The organism is Wolbachia endosymbiont of Dactylopius coccus (genome assembly GCF_977011065.1).
Genome location: NZ_OZ347065.1, coordinates 701,840 through 714,294 on the forward strand (window position 1 = coordinate 701,840; position 12,455 = coordinate 714,294).

Here is a 12,455-nt window from a genome sequence, read left to right on the forward strand (position 1 = left end):
TTTTAGCCTATCGTAAAAGGTTTCCCACTTTGCCGTTCAAATAACTTTTCAATTCTGTCCGTTTCTTTCTCCAACACCTCGGCTATTTCTTTGCTATTTTTTGCATAATCCATCGCTGTCATCCCACATTCATCCGCTTGTTCTATTTCTCCTCCAGCTTTTACTAACTCCTCCACTATTTCTTTTTCACCTACCATGCACGCAAGGTGTAGAGGTATGCATTTATTTCCATATTCCTCAGCATTTACATTCGCTCCTGATTTTATCAATTCTCTCACGGTTTCTAGACGTTTCTCCGTTACCGCTAGGTGCAGTGCTGTGTGTCCTTCTACATCTGCTGCATTCACATTCGCTCCTTTTTCAACTAATAATCTCACTGTTTTTGCGTCTACTGCGTAATGTAGAACTGTTCTTCCCTTTTTGTCTCTTGCATAAATATTTTTATATGAGTTCTCTAATAGTGACTCCTCTTTTTTGCCAAGCTTTATCATAATCTACCTCACCTCTTCTTTAAACCTAAGCCTTCCTTCTCACCACCTCATCTATCATTTCGTTCACTTGGTTCATTATTTTGTTTGCTAAATTTTGACATTCTTTCTTTATTAGCGATTTGTCTCTCTTCCTTATTTCTCCTATCTCTATTATTTTTAGCTCCGGCATGTAGCTTCCATTCAACATGTCTGCTATTTCTCCCACTAGCCCCTCTATTCCATAACACGTCAGTTCTCTACTTTTTGTTATTCCTCCTTTTTCTCTCAGAAATTTGCTCGCCTTTTCATTCTCTTCGCTATTCCATGAACAATACTTTTCACTTTCCCAGATGTAATACATTGGTGTTGCGCCATATTTATTCAGTTGATTAACCTCAGCTCCTGCTTTTACTAGCTCTTTTATTATTTCAACTCCTGCTCCTCCTATTTTGCACGCAGAGTGCAGTGGCGTACATCCAGTGACATATTGAGTGGCATTTACTTCTGCTCCTTCCCTTAGCAGCACTTTTACATTTTCTAAGCTTTTCGCAAATACTGCACAGTGTAGTGGTGTATAACCATTTTTATCCCTTGCATTAACCTCAGCCCCTTTTTTTATTAATAATCTCACTGTTTTGTAATCAGAGATTTCTACTGCTTGATGCAAGATCGTCTCTCCTTCTTCATTTCTTTTATTAATATCTTTAAATCCGTTACTTGATACTTCTTTAAAAAACTTACTCTTGCTAAAACTCATTTTATACCTCACAAAATTAGCTTTTCTAGCGTTAGATAAATTTCTTATGTTTACCTGCTGCTATTCAAGTCATGTCCTTTTTAGCATGAGAAAGCAAGTCCTTTTTCTTTTTATTTCATACACTTTTACCTATTATTAATAATATATATGAGGATATAAGTATAAGCACTTAACTTATTACACATATTACTTGACTATTTTTCCAACTTCTGTGCAAATATCGATGTTCGTGCCACTTCAGTACTCCCGGGTAAAATACTAAAATGTAATTTTCTAATTCGTGTATTGAGTCTTTTTGCTCTAAATCTAATTCACTTTCAAAATGAATATTGTGCTCTGCTATACCAAATCTTATAACTTCTTGATTGGTAAAATCTTCTACCTTGTAATGGTGAGTAACGCTAAACCTTTCTAAAATTGGCTTGTGTTTTAAACTCCAATATTGCCCTGAAAGTTTATTGCTTCCCAATACAAATTTATTTCCTCTTTCCTCTACACTACCAACTGGAAAACATGCGTTTATTTCTCCTAAATTCCAACTGTTGTCTGATAAGACTATCTGTGCTTTTGCAAACTTTATTTCTGACAATAAGCTCTGTGGTAATGGATGTAGTGCTTTTAAGTTATACCACTGATGATTTCTTTCATAGATGCCTTTGTAATCCTTCGTGTGAGGCTCTGTTTCCCCAAGCACTGCTACATCTAACCGATATATGTCATTACTAAATGCTTGCTCATAATGGTTACGTAGATAACTCTCTATAACCTTAATTGACGTAACACTAAACCTGAAGAAATTTACTCTTCCAAACGATAATACTGGTCCATCTTTTTCAATTTTTATCCCTGAGTAATCCGATAACAAACTTCCAAAAAAGCTTTCATCTAAAATAAATCTGCTAACATTATAGTGATTATTGAAAATCCTCATTAGTCGCGATCTTACGGGTAATGATAGTTTTGCAAGTTCTACAACTGCATCTACAAAAAAGTTATTTGGAACATCTTTTATTCCTATCTGTAATTCAAAAAAGTGTTTTCCAGGTGGCTCCTCAATGATTGTAATATCTTCTATATTTGCCCATTTTAGTGCTATTTTGAGTGAGGCAGGTGTTCCACGTAGTCTTTGAAATTTTACTCCTTCTACTATGGCTTTTCTTCTATCTTTTACCCAGCGTAGTATTTCCCCCAATTCATATTCCTCAATCAACCACGGCAATGTTTCCTCTTCTAATCTAAATTTAAACCCTCTTGTACAGCTTGGATCAACCTTATAATCTGTTGCATCAACCAATGCTTGCTCTTGCTTTGTTGCGTTTGGGGGTAACAGCATTACTCAATCTTTAAATTTCGCAACTTTGCACACTCATTCCCCAGTACTACAACATCCTCTTTTGGTTCTATTAATTCTACATTCTCTACACCCTCTACAAATAGATTCGCTATTATCCAAGATCTTGTTACACTCCACCCTAATCTTTTTGCTAATTCAAACTTCTTAATGAACTGCTTCTTGATTTCCTCCTTCGATATTACAGGACTTATGCTCATTCTGCTGTGAATATCTATTTCCGTAATATTGCAACCAATTACTGTTATCGTATCTGTTAAAACCCTTATATCATCTCTAGTAACCTGCTTTTTTACAATTTCAAGTAGTTCTTCTGACACCATGCCAGTTGTTGTTGATAAGATTGAAATTTGTACTTTCCCTGGTATAGGTGATTCTACTAATGCATCTTTTACTCTACTATCTGCCGACAGTGCATGATAACGATAATACTCTTTACTTCCTCCTGTACTCCAGCCTTTTATTTTTGCTTTTACCCTCTTTCTAAATCTTTCATCCTCTTCTTCTTTTTCTCTCTCTACTCCATAAAACTCAGCTAAATTATCAAGATCTTCTCCCGTTGCAAATTTTAGTAAATTACTTTTTACAGCTTCGTTTATTCTTTCTCTAAGCAAAAGTTCTCGCCATGCTGCTACCTCCAGAATCTTTATCGCTGGATCACTTTCAACTAATGCTGTAAAACTTTCATCTCTACGCACTAACTCTTCTTTCATTCTCGAAAATATTTCCTCAAAGTTCAGTGGCTCAATAATGTTAGTCTGCTGCATCTTTATACTATAAAGCGAATGTTTTTCCCACTTGGTACGTATAATCCTTCTAGGTCAAGCGTTACTTTTCCTTCTTTCACCTCTGTCATTTTTACTTTTTCTAACTTAAATCTCCTCTCAAATTTCCCCAGTGCTTCTGCTGTTGCTGCATAAATTTCTAGTGTTAAATCACGATTAACTTGCTTATCTACTAATTCAAATAGCCTTGAACCATAACTTCTCCTCATTATTCTACTGTTTACTGGAGTGGTTAATATATCAATTATTGATTGTTTAAGATGGTCTATTTCTTCTAACGCTTTTCCTGTTTTAGCATCCATACCCTTCATTTCTATTTTGCAAAAAAGACGCTTTCACTGCCTTTTATTACTTTAAACCCACATGAAACTATATCTCCTACTCTTCCTACACCATAACCATTTGCAAACACTGTTTTTGATCCTTGAATCATTACTTTTCCTTCACTAAAACTGTCTCCTTGTCTACATATTGACTTACCGTTTACAAAAACATTATTACTTCCGCTAATGCAGAAATGTGGTATAGCTTCTCCACAGTAGTCTCCTAACCTCACTATTCCTTTGTTCAATTTAAGTCGATCCTTTCTGCTTTCAGTTTGATTCCACTTTTTGTCATTTCTATACTTGATCCCCCAGCCTTAAGTGTTATTTTATCCACTACTTCAATTCCTAAATGATGTTTTTCCTTATCATATGTAAACTTCGTCCCATCTTGAAACTTTATACTATTTATTTCTTTTTTATTCTCTGGTGCATGGTATTTTTCCTGATATATTCCTGGTAATACTACTCCTAATGATAGTTCACCAAGAGGAGAAAATACCACAATTTGTTCATCGATATCTGGCGGAGACCAATCTCTATCTTTTCCTGCTTTACTTGTTATCCATGGTAGATAATCTGTTACAATATCTCCTATTTTAACTCTTACTTTTGCTTTTTCATAATCTATTTCTTTTACAACTCCTATACGAACAATATTGGCCAGTTTCCTCTGTAGTTCCGAAATTGCAAAATTATTTTCTAACATTTATTTCACTGATTTCTATTTTGTGTGGCATAAATTTTCCTTCTTTCCAAATAGATCGACCTACGTGTATTGTATGCACCCATTCAACCATCCACACTAAATATGCATCGAGCTCTGGCCTAAAATCATCTCCTCCTCCTGATATAAATTCTCCTGGTGAAACATTTTCCACATTCCAAGTATTTTTATTTACTACTTTTGCTACTTCGCTAGCTAATGATCTAACAATAATAGGTGCATTTTCTATTGTGCTATCAATCACTATTCGTGCCTCAAATCTTACCCTCAGAGCTAGTTCACCTGTACCTGGATCACTTCCTTTTTCAAGACTGCTAAGTTCTACAAATACCGCTGGTGCTAATAATTCTTTTCTTATCGATGGATAAATTTCACACGTTTGAATTGCTGGTATTTCTTCCTTTAATTTATTGCAGATTGCGTTATGCAAATCTTTAAAATTCATACATTTTCTGTAATATCACGTTCAAAAAATTTTGTAAAGACTTTCTCAATCTCATAATTAACAAGATCTCTTATTACTTTTGATGCTTCTGGTTTCAATGGCAACTTAACTTCCTTTATTGGCAATGCTGCTCTTCCTTCACGCTTAAAAATACCGCTATTTCCTTTTGGCATAACTGCTGCAAATCCTCCTATAAACTCATGCTTTCCTACTTTCGATCCTCTTCTTGTTTTTTGTATTTTGCCAATTGTCGATGCTCTAATGTCATAGAGATTTGCTCTAATTAACACTTCTAATCTGCTAGTTTTCACCTTAAAAATTCTTAATCTCTTTCTTATCAAACTTAATTTTATCTTCTTTTCCTCACTAATTTCTTTTGCTGTCTTCAATTTTAGCCATAGTGCTGTTCTGTTTAACGCTCTCACTATTGCTAATTCTATTTTTTTTCTTTTAGCATTTACACTTTCTATTACCTCAACTTCTATATGCACAGACATTTTACACCCCATACGCTTCGATTCGCCAGACCATTCCAGATTTATCTCTAAGTGGTGGAGAATATACTTTATATTTACGACCATCAATAACAAAAATATCTCCCACCATTGGCTTCAGTACATCAAAAACGTTTACCTCAAGAAAAAGCATCTCTCCCACAAATTGTCCTTCACCAATCTCGTATAATTTATCTGGCTGTTGTTTTAGTACTTGTACCACATATGACTTATCATTTGATTCATACAAAGCCACTTTTCCTAAATGGGCAAAACAATCTTTTAGTAGTCTCTTAATATTTTTTTGCATTTCTCCATTTTATGTATTAAGGTTTATAAGTATGCTAAGAAGGAACATACTGGTAGAATACCTCACTACATTCATTCTACCGGTATTGTTATGTTGCAGTAACTTTGACTAATACGCCAGGTCTATGGCACATTGGCAAAGGATTTGACTGTGTATGTAAATCGGTCCCTCTATCAAATCTTCTTGGCTCTTGTTTTGCATATAGTGGCTGTCCTAGTGTGTTTACCGTTTCATTAAAATCTGCTGGTGCAAAATATGTTGTAAATGTGCTCGCTGTTCCTAGGCTCTGTGGACAAAAAATATGAAGAGGGAGAAAAAAAGTGGTAGTTTAACCAAATGAACATAAAAATGGAGAAACTACCGAATGGAATATTATATAAAAGAAAGAAATTGGAAACAAATTTTAGAATTCATAAAAGGCATAAAAGGAATGCATAGTAAAGACGAAAAACGTTTAAGAATATTCATAGAAGCAGTGTGGTATATGGCGCAAAGTGGTTGCCAATGGCAACTTTTGCCGAAAATCTATGGCAATTACAGAAGTATACACAAACGATTTAAGAGATGGTGCGAAAGGGGTATTTGGAAAAATTTATTGGAGTACACAAAACAAGAGCCAGATTTAGAAGCCGTCATAATCGACGGTACGATCATTAGAGCCCATCCATGTTCGGCTGGATATACAAAAGATTCGAAGGATCAAGAGGCTTTAGGGCGAAGTAAAGGTGGCTTTACGACTAAAATTCATGCACTTGTTGATGCATTGGGAAATCCTTTAAAATTTATACTTACTCCTGGCCAGAGGAATGAAATTACACAAGCTGAAGTATTAACAAAAAATGTCTATAACTCCATTGTAGTAGCTGATAAGGGTTATGACAGCAATGCTTTTGTGGTCAGCCTTGAAAACAGGAAATGTGAAATCGTAATTCCATCAAAAAGGAATCGAAAAGTGCAAAGATACTATGATGAGCATATTTATAAAGAACGTCATTTGATTGAGTGCTTTTTCGGTAAAATTAAAAATTTTAGGCGCATTTTTTCCAGATTTGACAAGACCGCAGAGGTTTACATGGGATTTCTAAATTTTGTTGGAGCTCTCATATGGCTTCTCTAAAATTTTGTCCACAGAGCCTAGTGGAAAACAATGCCCTGTATCTTTCTCAATAAATCTTCTAACCGTTCCTTCAGGATCGGTTGCTTGTCCTCTATATTCCTCAAATGTGATTCCACAGAACGTAAATCCTGACCTCATATCATTTCTTAGCGCTGCTCCTTCTTGTCATCTTTCATATGCTTCTTTTACTTTTGCATGAGAAGTTAGTGCATCAAAAAACTCAGGACTTACCAAGGCATGAATTCCAGTCATATATTCACCACTTAGATTATCTTCTATATGCCGCAATACTTCCAGACACTTACGCTTTACATCAGTTGTCGCTGTTCCAAGGGCAAAATTTACTACTTTCGGTGTAATTTCAAATTCGTTGTAAAGGTTTAATAACTCTGACCCATCAGCATCTAAAATTATTCCTTTCAGCGCTCCCATTCGCAAATGCTCCAACGTTATTGCATGTTTATTTCTCATTAGCTGCAAATGATCAGTTATTACATCTGCCAGCGCTTTAAGTTCACTTTCTGACCCAAATGCTCTTATCCCCTGTACTTCCTCTGGCAGCACTACATCATCATGTGGAATATGTGGAATCGTAAATGTTCTTACCTTTCTTTTTCCTCTTTTTCCTACTGCTCCTGGTGCTCCGGGTAACTGCGTTGGTAGTAAACTTAATACTCCATTTTGCTCTTCTATGGTGATATGTCTAAATCTTACTGATCTACTTGGAAACAAATTTAAATTTTCAACTCGTCCATAATTTATCGGCAATATATTTATCGCATTTGTTAGTGCCGTCATGCTAAATGTTGTATTTGTAAATGGATTTTGCATTTTTTCTTTTCCCCTTTTGTATTTTTAATAGTTTTTTTAAGCTCCCTTGCGAATAATGATCCCTCGTGCTTCAAGTTGCTTTATTGCTTCAGCTTTCTGTTCTTCAGTGATATTTGCTGACCACACAACTGCATGATCTGCTAGTATTGCACCACGAGTAATAATTACTGCTTTGGCATTTTCTGTCGCATTTACATCACTTACTATTGCACCTATTGCTGTTTGCGTCCCATCTGTGGCAGTTGGATTTATTATCTTAACCATGCTATCTTTATCGAGAGCCACTACTGTACCAAGCTTTAGGTTCTGCCCTTTTGCTACTGTTATCTGATCTCTTGAATATAGACTTGACACCTCATACTTTAATAGGTCACCAAGATTATTTGCTTCAGTTATACTTGTCATTTTTCCTCCTTTTTTCCCTTTAGTTTTACCGCCATCTTTGTAATTGTTGTACGCGGCGGTTATAAAAAAACTTAAATACTTGATTGTGCTCTAGCTTTAGCTACCTGCATCATCAACTCTTCTCCTGAATTCTGTGGTATTGCACTCAGTATCTCTGTCTTCTTCGTTCTCTCTGCAAGTAATTCCATTAAAACTTCCCTAGCTTGCTCAACACTTGCGCCTTGCTCTATAAATTCTTCTATTTTCTCTGGCATTCGTGATAGATTACATAACCGTATTAATTCAACAACTTCACTACGATACTTAGTTAAATTATCAGTTTCTTCTTTTACGTTATTTGTAGTTTGTTCATTCATAGTAATACTCCTGTTTTTATTAATAGATGAAAGAATTGTCATTCCGTCTGCAAGACCTATTTCTACTGCTTTCTCCCCAAAATATAGCCCTGCCTCTGTTGATCGAATTTTTTCAATTGAAAGACCTCTGTTCCTTGCTATTAGCTGCACAAACATTTCATATAGTCGGCCTACTTCTTTTTGTAAGCTTTCTAAACTTTCAGACGTCATTGGCTCATGCGGATTTAAATCATTTTTTCTACTTCCTGCAAATACTGTGGTATATTTTATTCCTTGCTTTTCATCAAACCCACTTTGATCTATATGACTTGCTATTACTCCAATACTGCCAACACCAGAAGTTCTGCTCACAAATACCTTCTCAGCGCTTGAAGCTATAGCATATGCAGCAGAGTATGCATCATCATTTGCTATCGCTATTATCCTCTTTTTTTCTCTTGCACTATAGATAAAATCAGCCAAGTCGAAAATACCGTTTACTTCTCCTCCTGGGCTATCTATTTCCAGTATAATTGTCTCTATGCTTTTATCTTCTAAAGCACTCTCTATCTCTTCATGAATATTTTCATACGAAGTCATGTCTAAAATATGATCAAAAGCTTCTGTTTTTTTAGTCAAAACTCCATAAATACGTATTATTGCTATTCCTTTTGGGTTTATATGAAAATACTTTGAGTTCTTAAAGATAGGTTGTTTGCTGTTATATAATGATAGTAGTTCAAAGCTTCTTCTCTCTACCATTATTGGCTTATTTATCCACATCACCTTCCTTTCCTTATTCTACTTTATGGTTAACGTCAGAATCGAAACAAAGTCCAAAAGAATTAGCACGCTTTTGATCTTCTGCTATTTCTTGGTCAATTTCTTCTACATCGTAACCCATTTCTGATACTACTTCTGCTCGACTTTTGAAGCCATTCCTTACTGCCATTTGCTGTGCTTGCTGATCTTTCAGTGGATCCACCCAATCAAATCCCTGTGGTATCCATTTTACTTCTTCTTTCACTACTTTTTCATCTATACTCATACCAATTCTCATTGTTGGTCATTCAAATAGGATACATAGCAGAGTTGTTTAATTGTGGAGTAGGTAAGAGAAGTAATAAATTTACACAAAGCACTCTCAAGCAAAGCAATAGTATCGTATATTTTATTGCGCAAAATGTTCTGTTTTACATACAACCAAAGCCTCTCAACTGGATTGAGTTCAGGTGAGTATGGTGGTAGGTATATAATCTCAATATTTTTAGGTACCTTTAAACTTTTCGACTTATGCCAACTAGCACAATCCATAACAAGAAAGGCTTCTCGTGGTCCCAAATATTGAGACATTTGCTCAAGAAATATATTCATACAATCAGTGTTGACATTCGGTGCAAACAAGCTAGAATTCTCCCCATTTCTAGGCTCTGTGGACAAAATTTTAGAGAAGCCATATGAGAGCTCCAACAAAATTTAGAAATCCCATGTAAACCTCTGCGGTCTTGTCAAATCTGGAAAAAATGCGCCTAAAATTTTTAATTTTACCGAAAAAGCACTCAATCAAATGACATTCTTTATAAATATGCTCATCATAGTATCTTTGCACTTTTCGATTCCTTTTTGATGGAATTACGATTTCACATTTCCTGTTTTCAAGGCTGACCACAAAAGCATTGCTGTCATAACCCTTATCAGCTACTACAATGGAGTTATAGACATTTTTTGTTAATACTTCAGCTTGTGTAATTTCATTCCTCTGGCCAGGAGTAAGTATAAATTTTAAAGGATTTCCCAATGCATCAACAAGTGCATGAATTTTAGTCGTAAAGCCACCTTTACTTCGCCCTAAAGCCTCTTGATCCTTCGAATCTTTTGTATATCCAGCCGAACATGGATGGGCTCTAATGATCGTACCGTCGATTATGACGGCTTCTAAATCTGGCTCTTGTTTTGTGTACTCCAATAAATTTTTCCAAATACCCCTTTCGCACCATCTCTTAAATCGTTTGTGTATACTTCTGTAATTGCCATAGATTTTCGGCAAAAGTCGCCATTGGCAACCACTTCGCGCCATATACCACACTGCTTCTATGAATATTCTTAAACGTTTTTCGTCTTTACTATGCATTCCTTTTATGCCTTTTATGAATTCTAAAATTTGTTTCCAATTTCTTTCTTTTATATAATATTCCATTCGGTAGTTTCTCCATTTTTATGTTCATTTGGTTAAACTACCACTTTTTTTCTCCCTCTTCATATTTTTTGTCCACAGAGCCTAGGATTAACTGCACTGTAGAGATAAAAATTTTCCCTACCTAATTTTACCTTAACCTGTGTCCTACTGCCCTTTTTAAACCACCCATGTCCAACTTTTGAATGTGTACCAAACCGTGATTCATCGAAGAAAAATAGCTCTTTTTCAGAATGCATGACAATAGTTTCATTGAGGTTTTTTTTTAAACTCCTCTTGCTTATTTTTATCTTGTCCACTATGAACTGGTCTTGGTGTGATATATGAGAATTTCATTCTTTGCATATTACGATGTATTGCGGATTTGCTGATATTCAAACCAAATCTTTCTTGGATTCTTATTCTCATTTCTCTAATAGTAATATTGGGGTTTTCCTCTATCCACACCTCAATTTGTTCAAGTTGACTTTGGTTCAATATAGTTTTTCTACGGCGTTGAGGTGGAGCAAATAATTTTTCTTCTCTTCCAAATTTTATGTGCTTTATCCATGTAGTAATTGCCTTTCTCGAAATGCAACATATTTTTGCTACAGCTGTTATACTGTGCTTTTTTGCTGCAATTACAGCATTTAGTTTTTTTGCAACATACGCATTATTTCTTACTTTCTTCAGCATCTCTTTTGCTGATTTTACCACTTTTTCATCCAATAATTTTGATCTTAATGCCATCTAAACCTCGCTACTTTACTTACTTCAGTATGGCTTTTTTTCCATTATTGTCTATTCGTTCCTTGTATAGCGGGAATTGGTATCAGAAACTGGAATTAAGCCGCATATTATAGAGATAGGTGAAGTACATGTTAGAGCATAATTTTGCGATTGCAGAGCTAAATAGGAAGTTAGCGAACATTATTCGTATAGGTCTAGTAAAAGAAATAGACTATGAAAAGGCAAGAGTGCGGGTAAAAATAGGAGAATTTATAACCGATTGGTTGCCGTGGATAACGGCAAGAGCAGGAGAAGATAGAAGTTGGTTTGCGCCGAATATTGATGAGCAAGTAATAGTATTATCGCCATTTGGGGAATTATCTTTGGGGGTAGTATTACCAGCAATATATCAGGAGAAATATCCGCCTCCGGAGAATAAAAAGGAAATAAATAGTGTAAAATTTCAAGATGGGACAAAGTTATCATATGACCAAGAAAAGCACCATCTTAAGATAGATGTAGTGGATAAAATAACGTTGAAAGTAGGAGAATCAAGTATGAAGATTACCAAGAGAGGCATAAAACTCAAAGCAAAGAGAATCGACCTTAATTAAGTATGGCTAAAGCTGTGGTTTGTATAGGGGATTATTGCAGTGGAATACCGGCACATGTTTGTATGAGTGGTAGTAACGACATTTTTGTAAACGGTAGATCTGTGTGTCGAAAAGGAGATATCTTAACTCTAGGTGAGAAACTGACGCAAGGTTCAAACAGCGTATTTGTGAATGGTATTGGGGTAACAAGAACAGGAGACTTGGTATCGTGTGGTTTTAAAGTGATAGGTGTTAGCAAAAATGTATTTGTAGAATGAGAGGCATGAATGCTAGCACGGGAAAGGAATTGGAAGGAATAGAACATTTAAAACAATCAATTACTGATATTTTAACCACTCCTATTGGATCACGTATTATGAGAAGAGAGTATGGTTCTCGATTATTTGAATTAGTAGATAAGCCAATCAATAGGGATTTTACGCTAGAAATTTATGCGGCAACAGCGGAAGCACTACAAAAATGGGAAACAAGATTTAAATTAGAAAAAGTAAAAATAACAGAAGTAAAAGAAGGGAGAGTAACATTGAATTTAGAAGGTGTCTATCTTTCAGAAGGTAAGTTCATAAATATTAATGGAGTAGTTGTTTAA

At 35.3% G+C, this 12,455-nt stretch carries 17 protein-coding genes and 5 pseudogenes; 4 read left to right on the plus strand and 18 right to left on the minus strand.

The window, feature by feature from the left end; all coding sequences use genetic code 11:
- Positions 1-2 precede the first annotated feature (2 nt).
- The 11 genes and pseudogenes from ACWHVF_RS03880 to ACWHVF_RS03930 form a co-directional block, all read right to left on the minus strand.
- Entirely contained in the window at positions 3-491 is a 489-nt protein-coding gene (locus tag ACWHVF_RS03880; RefSeq protein WP_447933185.1) for an ankyrin repeat domain-containing protein, read from the minus strand.
- 25 nt (positions 492-516) lie between these two features.
- The gene (locus tag ACWHVF_RS03885) at positions 517-1,227 is read right to left on the minus strand and encodes an ankyrin repeat domain-containing protein (protein WP_447933186.1); all 711 of its coding nucleotides are present in this window, start codon (positions 1,225-1,227) and stop codon (positions 517-519) included.
- A gap of 169 nt (positions 1,228-1,396) precedes the next feature.
- Entirely contained in the window at positions 1,397-2,560 is a 1,164-nt protein-coding gene (locus ACWHVF_RS03890) for a phage tail protein (protein ID WP_064124695.1), read from the minus strand.
- Positions 2,560-3,345, minus strand: a complete 786-nt coding sequence (locus ACWHVF_RS03895) for a baseplate assembly protein (protein WP_064124696.1) — start codon at positions 3,343-3,345, stop codon at positions 2,560-2,562. Before ACWHVF_RS03895 ends, ACWHVF_RS03890 begins: the two co-directional genes overlap by 1 nt.
- A 2-nt stretch (positions 3,346-3,347) precedes the next feature.
- On the minus strand, positions 3,348-3,674 hold the full coding sequence (locus tag ACWHVF_RS03900; protein WP_064124697.1) for a GPW/gp25 family protein: 327 nt from the start codon (positions 3,672-3,674) through the stop codon (positions 3,348-3,350).
- Positions 3,675-3,676: 2 nt separating this feature from the next.
- Positions 3,677-3,934, minus strand: coding sequence for a PAAR domain-containing protein (locus ACWHVF_RS03905; RefSeq protein ID WP_208571775.1), 258 nt, complete (start codon positions 3,932-3,934; stop codon positions 3,677-3,679).
- On the minus strand, positions 3,931-4,395 hold the full coding sequence (locus ACWHVF_RS03910) for a phage baseplate assembly protein V (RefSeq protein WP_064124760.1): 465 nt from the start codon (positions 4,393-4,395) through the stop codon (positions 3,931-3,933). Before ACWHVF_RS03910 ends, ACWHVF_RS03905 begins: the two co-directional genes overlap by 4 nt.
- Entirely contained in the window at positions 4,382-4,858 is a 477-nt protein-coding gene (locus tag ACWHVF_RS03915) for a hypothetical protein (RefSeq protein WP_064124761.1), read from the minus strand. The genes ACWHVF_RS03910 and ACWHVF_RS03915 overlap by 14 nt, the downstream gene beginning before the upstream one ends.
- Entirely contained in the window at positions 4,855-5,355 is a 501-nt protein-coding gene (locus ACWHVF_RS03920) for a phage tail protein (RefSeq protein ID WP_447933187.1), read from the minus strand. The genes ACWHVF_RS03915 and ACWHVF_RS03920 overlap by 4 nt, the downstream gene beginning before the upstream one ends.
- Before the next feature lies 1 nt (position 5,356).
- Positions 5,357-5,662: a head-tail joining protein gene (locus ACWHVF_RS03925; RefSeq protein WP_064085755.1), complete on the minus strand. Its 306-nt coding sequence runs from the start codon at positions 5,660-5,662 to the stop codon at positions 5,357-5,359.
- Positions 5,663-5,750: 88 nt separating this feature from the next.
- A pseudogene (locus ACWHVF_RS03930) lies at positions 5,751-5,945 on the minus strand (major capsid protein); the annotation flags it as partial.
- Between the two features lie 81 nt (positions 5,946-6,026).
- Here ACWHVF_RS03930 and ACWHVF_RS03935 point away from each other — a divergent pair.
- On the plus strand, positions 6,027-6,779 hold the full coding sequence (locus tag ACWHVF_RS03935) for an IS5 family transposase (RefSeq protein ID WP_064085756.1): 753 nt from the start codon (positions 6,027-6,029) through the stop codon (positions 6,777-6,779).
- 12 nt (positions 6,780-6,791) lie between these two features.
- On the opposite strand, the pseudogene ACWHVF_RS03940 reads toward ACWHVF_RS03935, so the two are convergent.
- The 7 genes and pseudogenes from ACWHVF_RS03940 to ACWHVF_RS03970 form a co-directional block, all read right to left on the minus strand.
- A pseudogene (locus ACWHVF_RS03940) lies at positions 6,792-7,610 on the minus strand (major capsid protein); the annotation flags it as partial.
- 36 nt (positions 7,611-7,646) lie between these two features.
- The gene (locus ACWHVF_RS03945; RefSeq protein ID WP_064085727.1) at positions 7,647-8,015 is read right to left on the minus strand and encodes a head decoration protein; all 369 of its coding nucleotides are present in this window, start codon (positions 8,013-8,015) and stop codon (positions 7,647-7,649) included.
- A 71-nt stretch (positions 8,016-8,086) separates the two neighbouring features.
- On the minus strand, positions 8,087-9,133 hold the full coding sequence (locus tag ACWHVF_RS03950; protein WP_447933300.1) for a S49 family peptidase: 1,047 nt from the start codon (positions 9,131-9,133) through the stop codon (positions 8,087-8,089).
- A 13-nt stretch (positions 9,134-9,146) separates the two neighbouring features.
- A pseudogene (locus tag ACWHVF_RS03955) lies at positions 9,147-9,398 on the minus strand (phage portal protein); the annotation flags it as partial.
- A gap of 8 nt (positions 9,399-9,406) precedes the next feature.
- A pseudogene (locus ACWHVF_RS03960) lies at positions 9,407-9,787 on the minus strand (IS630 family transposase); the annotation flags it as partial.
- Between the two features lie 7 nt (positions 9,788-9,794).
- Positions 9,795-10,547: an IS5 family transposase gene (locus ACWHVF_RS03965; RefSeq protein ID WP_447933188.1), complete on the minus strand. Its 753-nt coding sequence runs from the start codon at positions 10,545-10,547 to the stop codon at positions 9,795-9,797.
- 62 nt (positions 10,548-10,609) lie between these two features.
- Positions 10,610-11,273: pseudogene (locus tag ACWHVF_RS03970) on the minus strand (IS630 family transposase); the annotation flags it as partial.
- Between the two features lie 128 nt (positions 11,274-11,401).
- On the opposite strand from ACWHVF_RS03970, the gene ACWHVF_RS03975 reads away from it, so the two are divergent.
- The 3 genes from ACWHVF_RS03975 to ACWHVF_RS03985 are packed head-to-tail and all read left to right on the plus strand — an operon-like array spanning position 11,402 to position 12,455.
- Positions 11,402-11,866 (plus strand): phage baseplate assembly protein V, encoded by a 465-nt coding sequence (locus ACWHVF_RS03975; RefSeq protein WP_064124764.1) that lies wholly within the window; start codon positions 11,402-11,404, stop codon positions 11,864-11,866.
- 2 nt (positions 11,867-11,868) lie between these two features.
- Positions 11,869-12,123: a PAAR domain-containing protein gene (locus tag ACWHVF_RS03980; protein ID WP_064124763.1), complete on the plus strand. Its 255-nt coding sequence runs from the start codon at positions 11,869-11,871 to the stop codon at positions 12,121-12,123.
- Positions 12,120-12,455, plus strand: coding sequence for a GPW/gp25 family protein (locus ACWHVF_RS03985; protein WP_064124762.1), 336 nt, complete (start codon positions 12,120-12,122; stop codon positions 12,453-12,455). Before ACWHVF_RS03980 ends, ACWHVF_RS03985 begins: the two co-directional genes overlap by 4 nt.

What these genes read in the sequence shown, in the direction of transcription:
- ACWHVF_RS03880 (WP_447933185.1), bottom strand. Translation starts at nt 491, where the DNA reads ATGATAAAGCTTGGCAAAAAAGAGGAGTCACTATTAGAGAACTCATAT.
- ACWHVF_RS03885 (WP_447933186.1), bottom strand. Translation starts at nt 1,227, where the DNA reads ATGAGTTTTAGCAAGAGTAAGTTTTTTAAAGAAGTATCAAGTAACGGA.
- ACWHVF_RS03890 (WP_064124695.1), bottom strand. Translation starts at nt 2,560, where the DNA reads ATGCTGTTACCCCCAAACGCAACAAAGCAAGAGCAAGCATTGGTTGAT.
- ACWHVF_RS03895 (WP_064124696.1), bottom strand. Translation starts at nt 3,345, where the DNA reads ATGCAGCAGACTAACATTATTGAGCCACTGAACTTTGAGGAAATATTT.
- ACWHVF_RS03900 (WP_064124697.1), bottom strand. Translation starts at nt 3,674, where the DNA reads ATGAAGGGTATGGATGCTAAAACAGGAAAAGCGTTAGAAGAAATAGAC.
- ACWHVF_RS03910 (WP_064124760.1), bottom strand. Translation starts at nt 4,395, where the DNA reads ATGTTAGAAAATAATTTTGCAATTTCGGAACTACAGAGGAAACTGGCC.
- ACWHVF_RS03915 (WP_064124761.1), bottom strand. Translation starts at nt 4,858, where the DNA reads ATGAATTTTAAAGATTTGCATAACGCAATCTGCAATAAATTAAAGGAA.
- ACWHVF_RS03920 (WP_447933187.1), bottom strand. Translation starts at nt 5,355, where the DNA reads ATGTCTGTGCATATAGAAGTTGAGGTAATAGAAAGTGTAAATGCTAAA.
- ACWHVF_RS03925 (WP_064085755.1), bottom strand. Translation starts at nt 5,662, where the DNA reads ATGCAAAAAAATATTAAGAGACTACTAAAAGATTGTTTTGCCCATTTA.
- ACWHVF_RS03935 (WP_064085756.1), top strand. Translation starts at nt 6,027, where the DNA reads ATGGAATATTATATAAAAGAAAGAAATTGGAAACAAATTTTAGAATTC.
- ACWHVF_RS03945 (WP_064085727.1), bottom strand. Translation starts at nt 8,015, where the DNA reads ATGACAAGTATAACTGAAGCAAATAATCTTGGTGACCTATTAAAGTAT.
- ACWHVF_RS03950 (WP_447933300.1), bottom strand. Translation starts at nt 9,133, where the DNA reads ATGTGGATAAATAAGCCAATAATGGTAGAGAGAAGAAGCTTTGAACTA.
- ACWHVF_RS03965 (WP_447933188.1), bottom strand. Translation starts at nt 10,547, where the DNA reads ATGGAATATTATATAAAAGAAAGAAATTGGAAACAAATTTTAGAATTC.
- ACWHVF_RS03975 (WP_064124764.1), top strand. Translation starts at nt 11,402, where the DNA reads ATGTTAGAGCATAATTTTGCGATTGCAGAGCTAAATAGGAAGTTAGCG.
- ACWHVF_RS03980 (WP_064124763.1), top strand. Translation starts at nt 11,869, where the DNA reads ATGGCTAAAGCTGTGGTTTGTATAGGGGATTATTGCAGTGGAATACCG.
- ACWHVF_RS03985 (WP_064124762.1), top strand. Translation starts at nt 12,120, where the DNA reads ATGAGAGGCATGAATGCTAGCACGGGAAAGGAATTGGAAGGAATAGAA.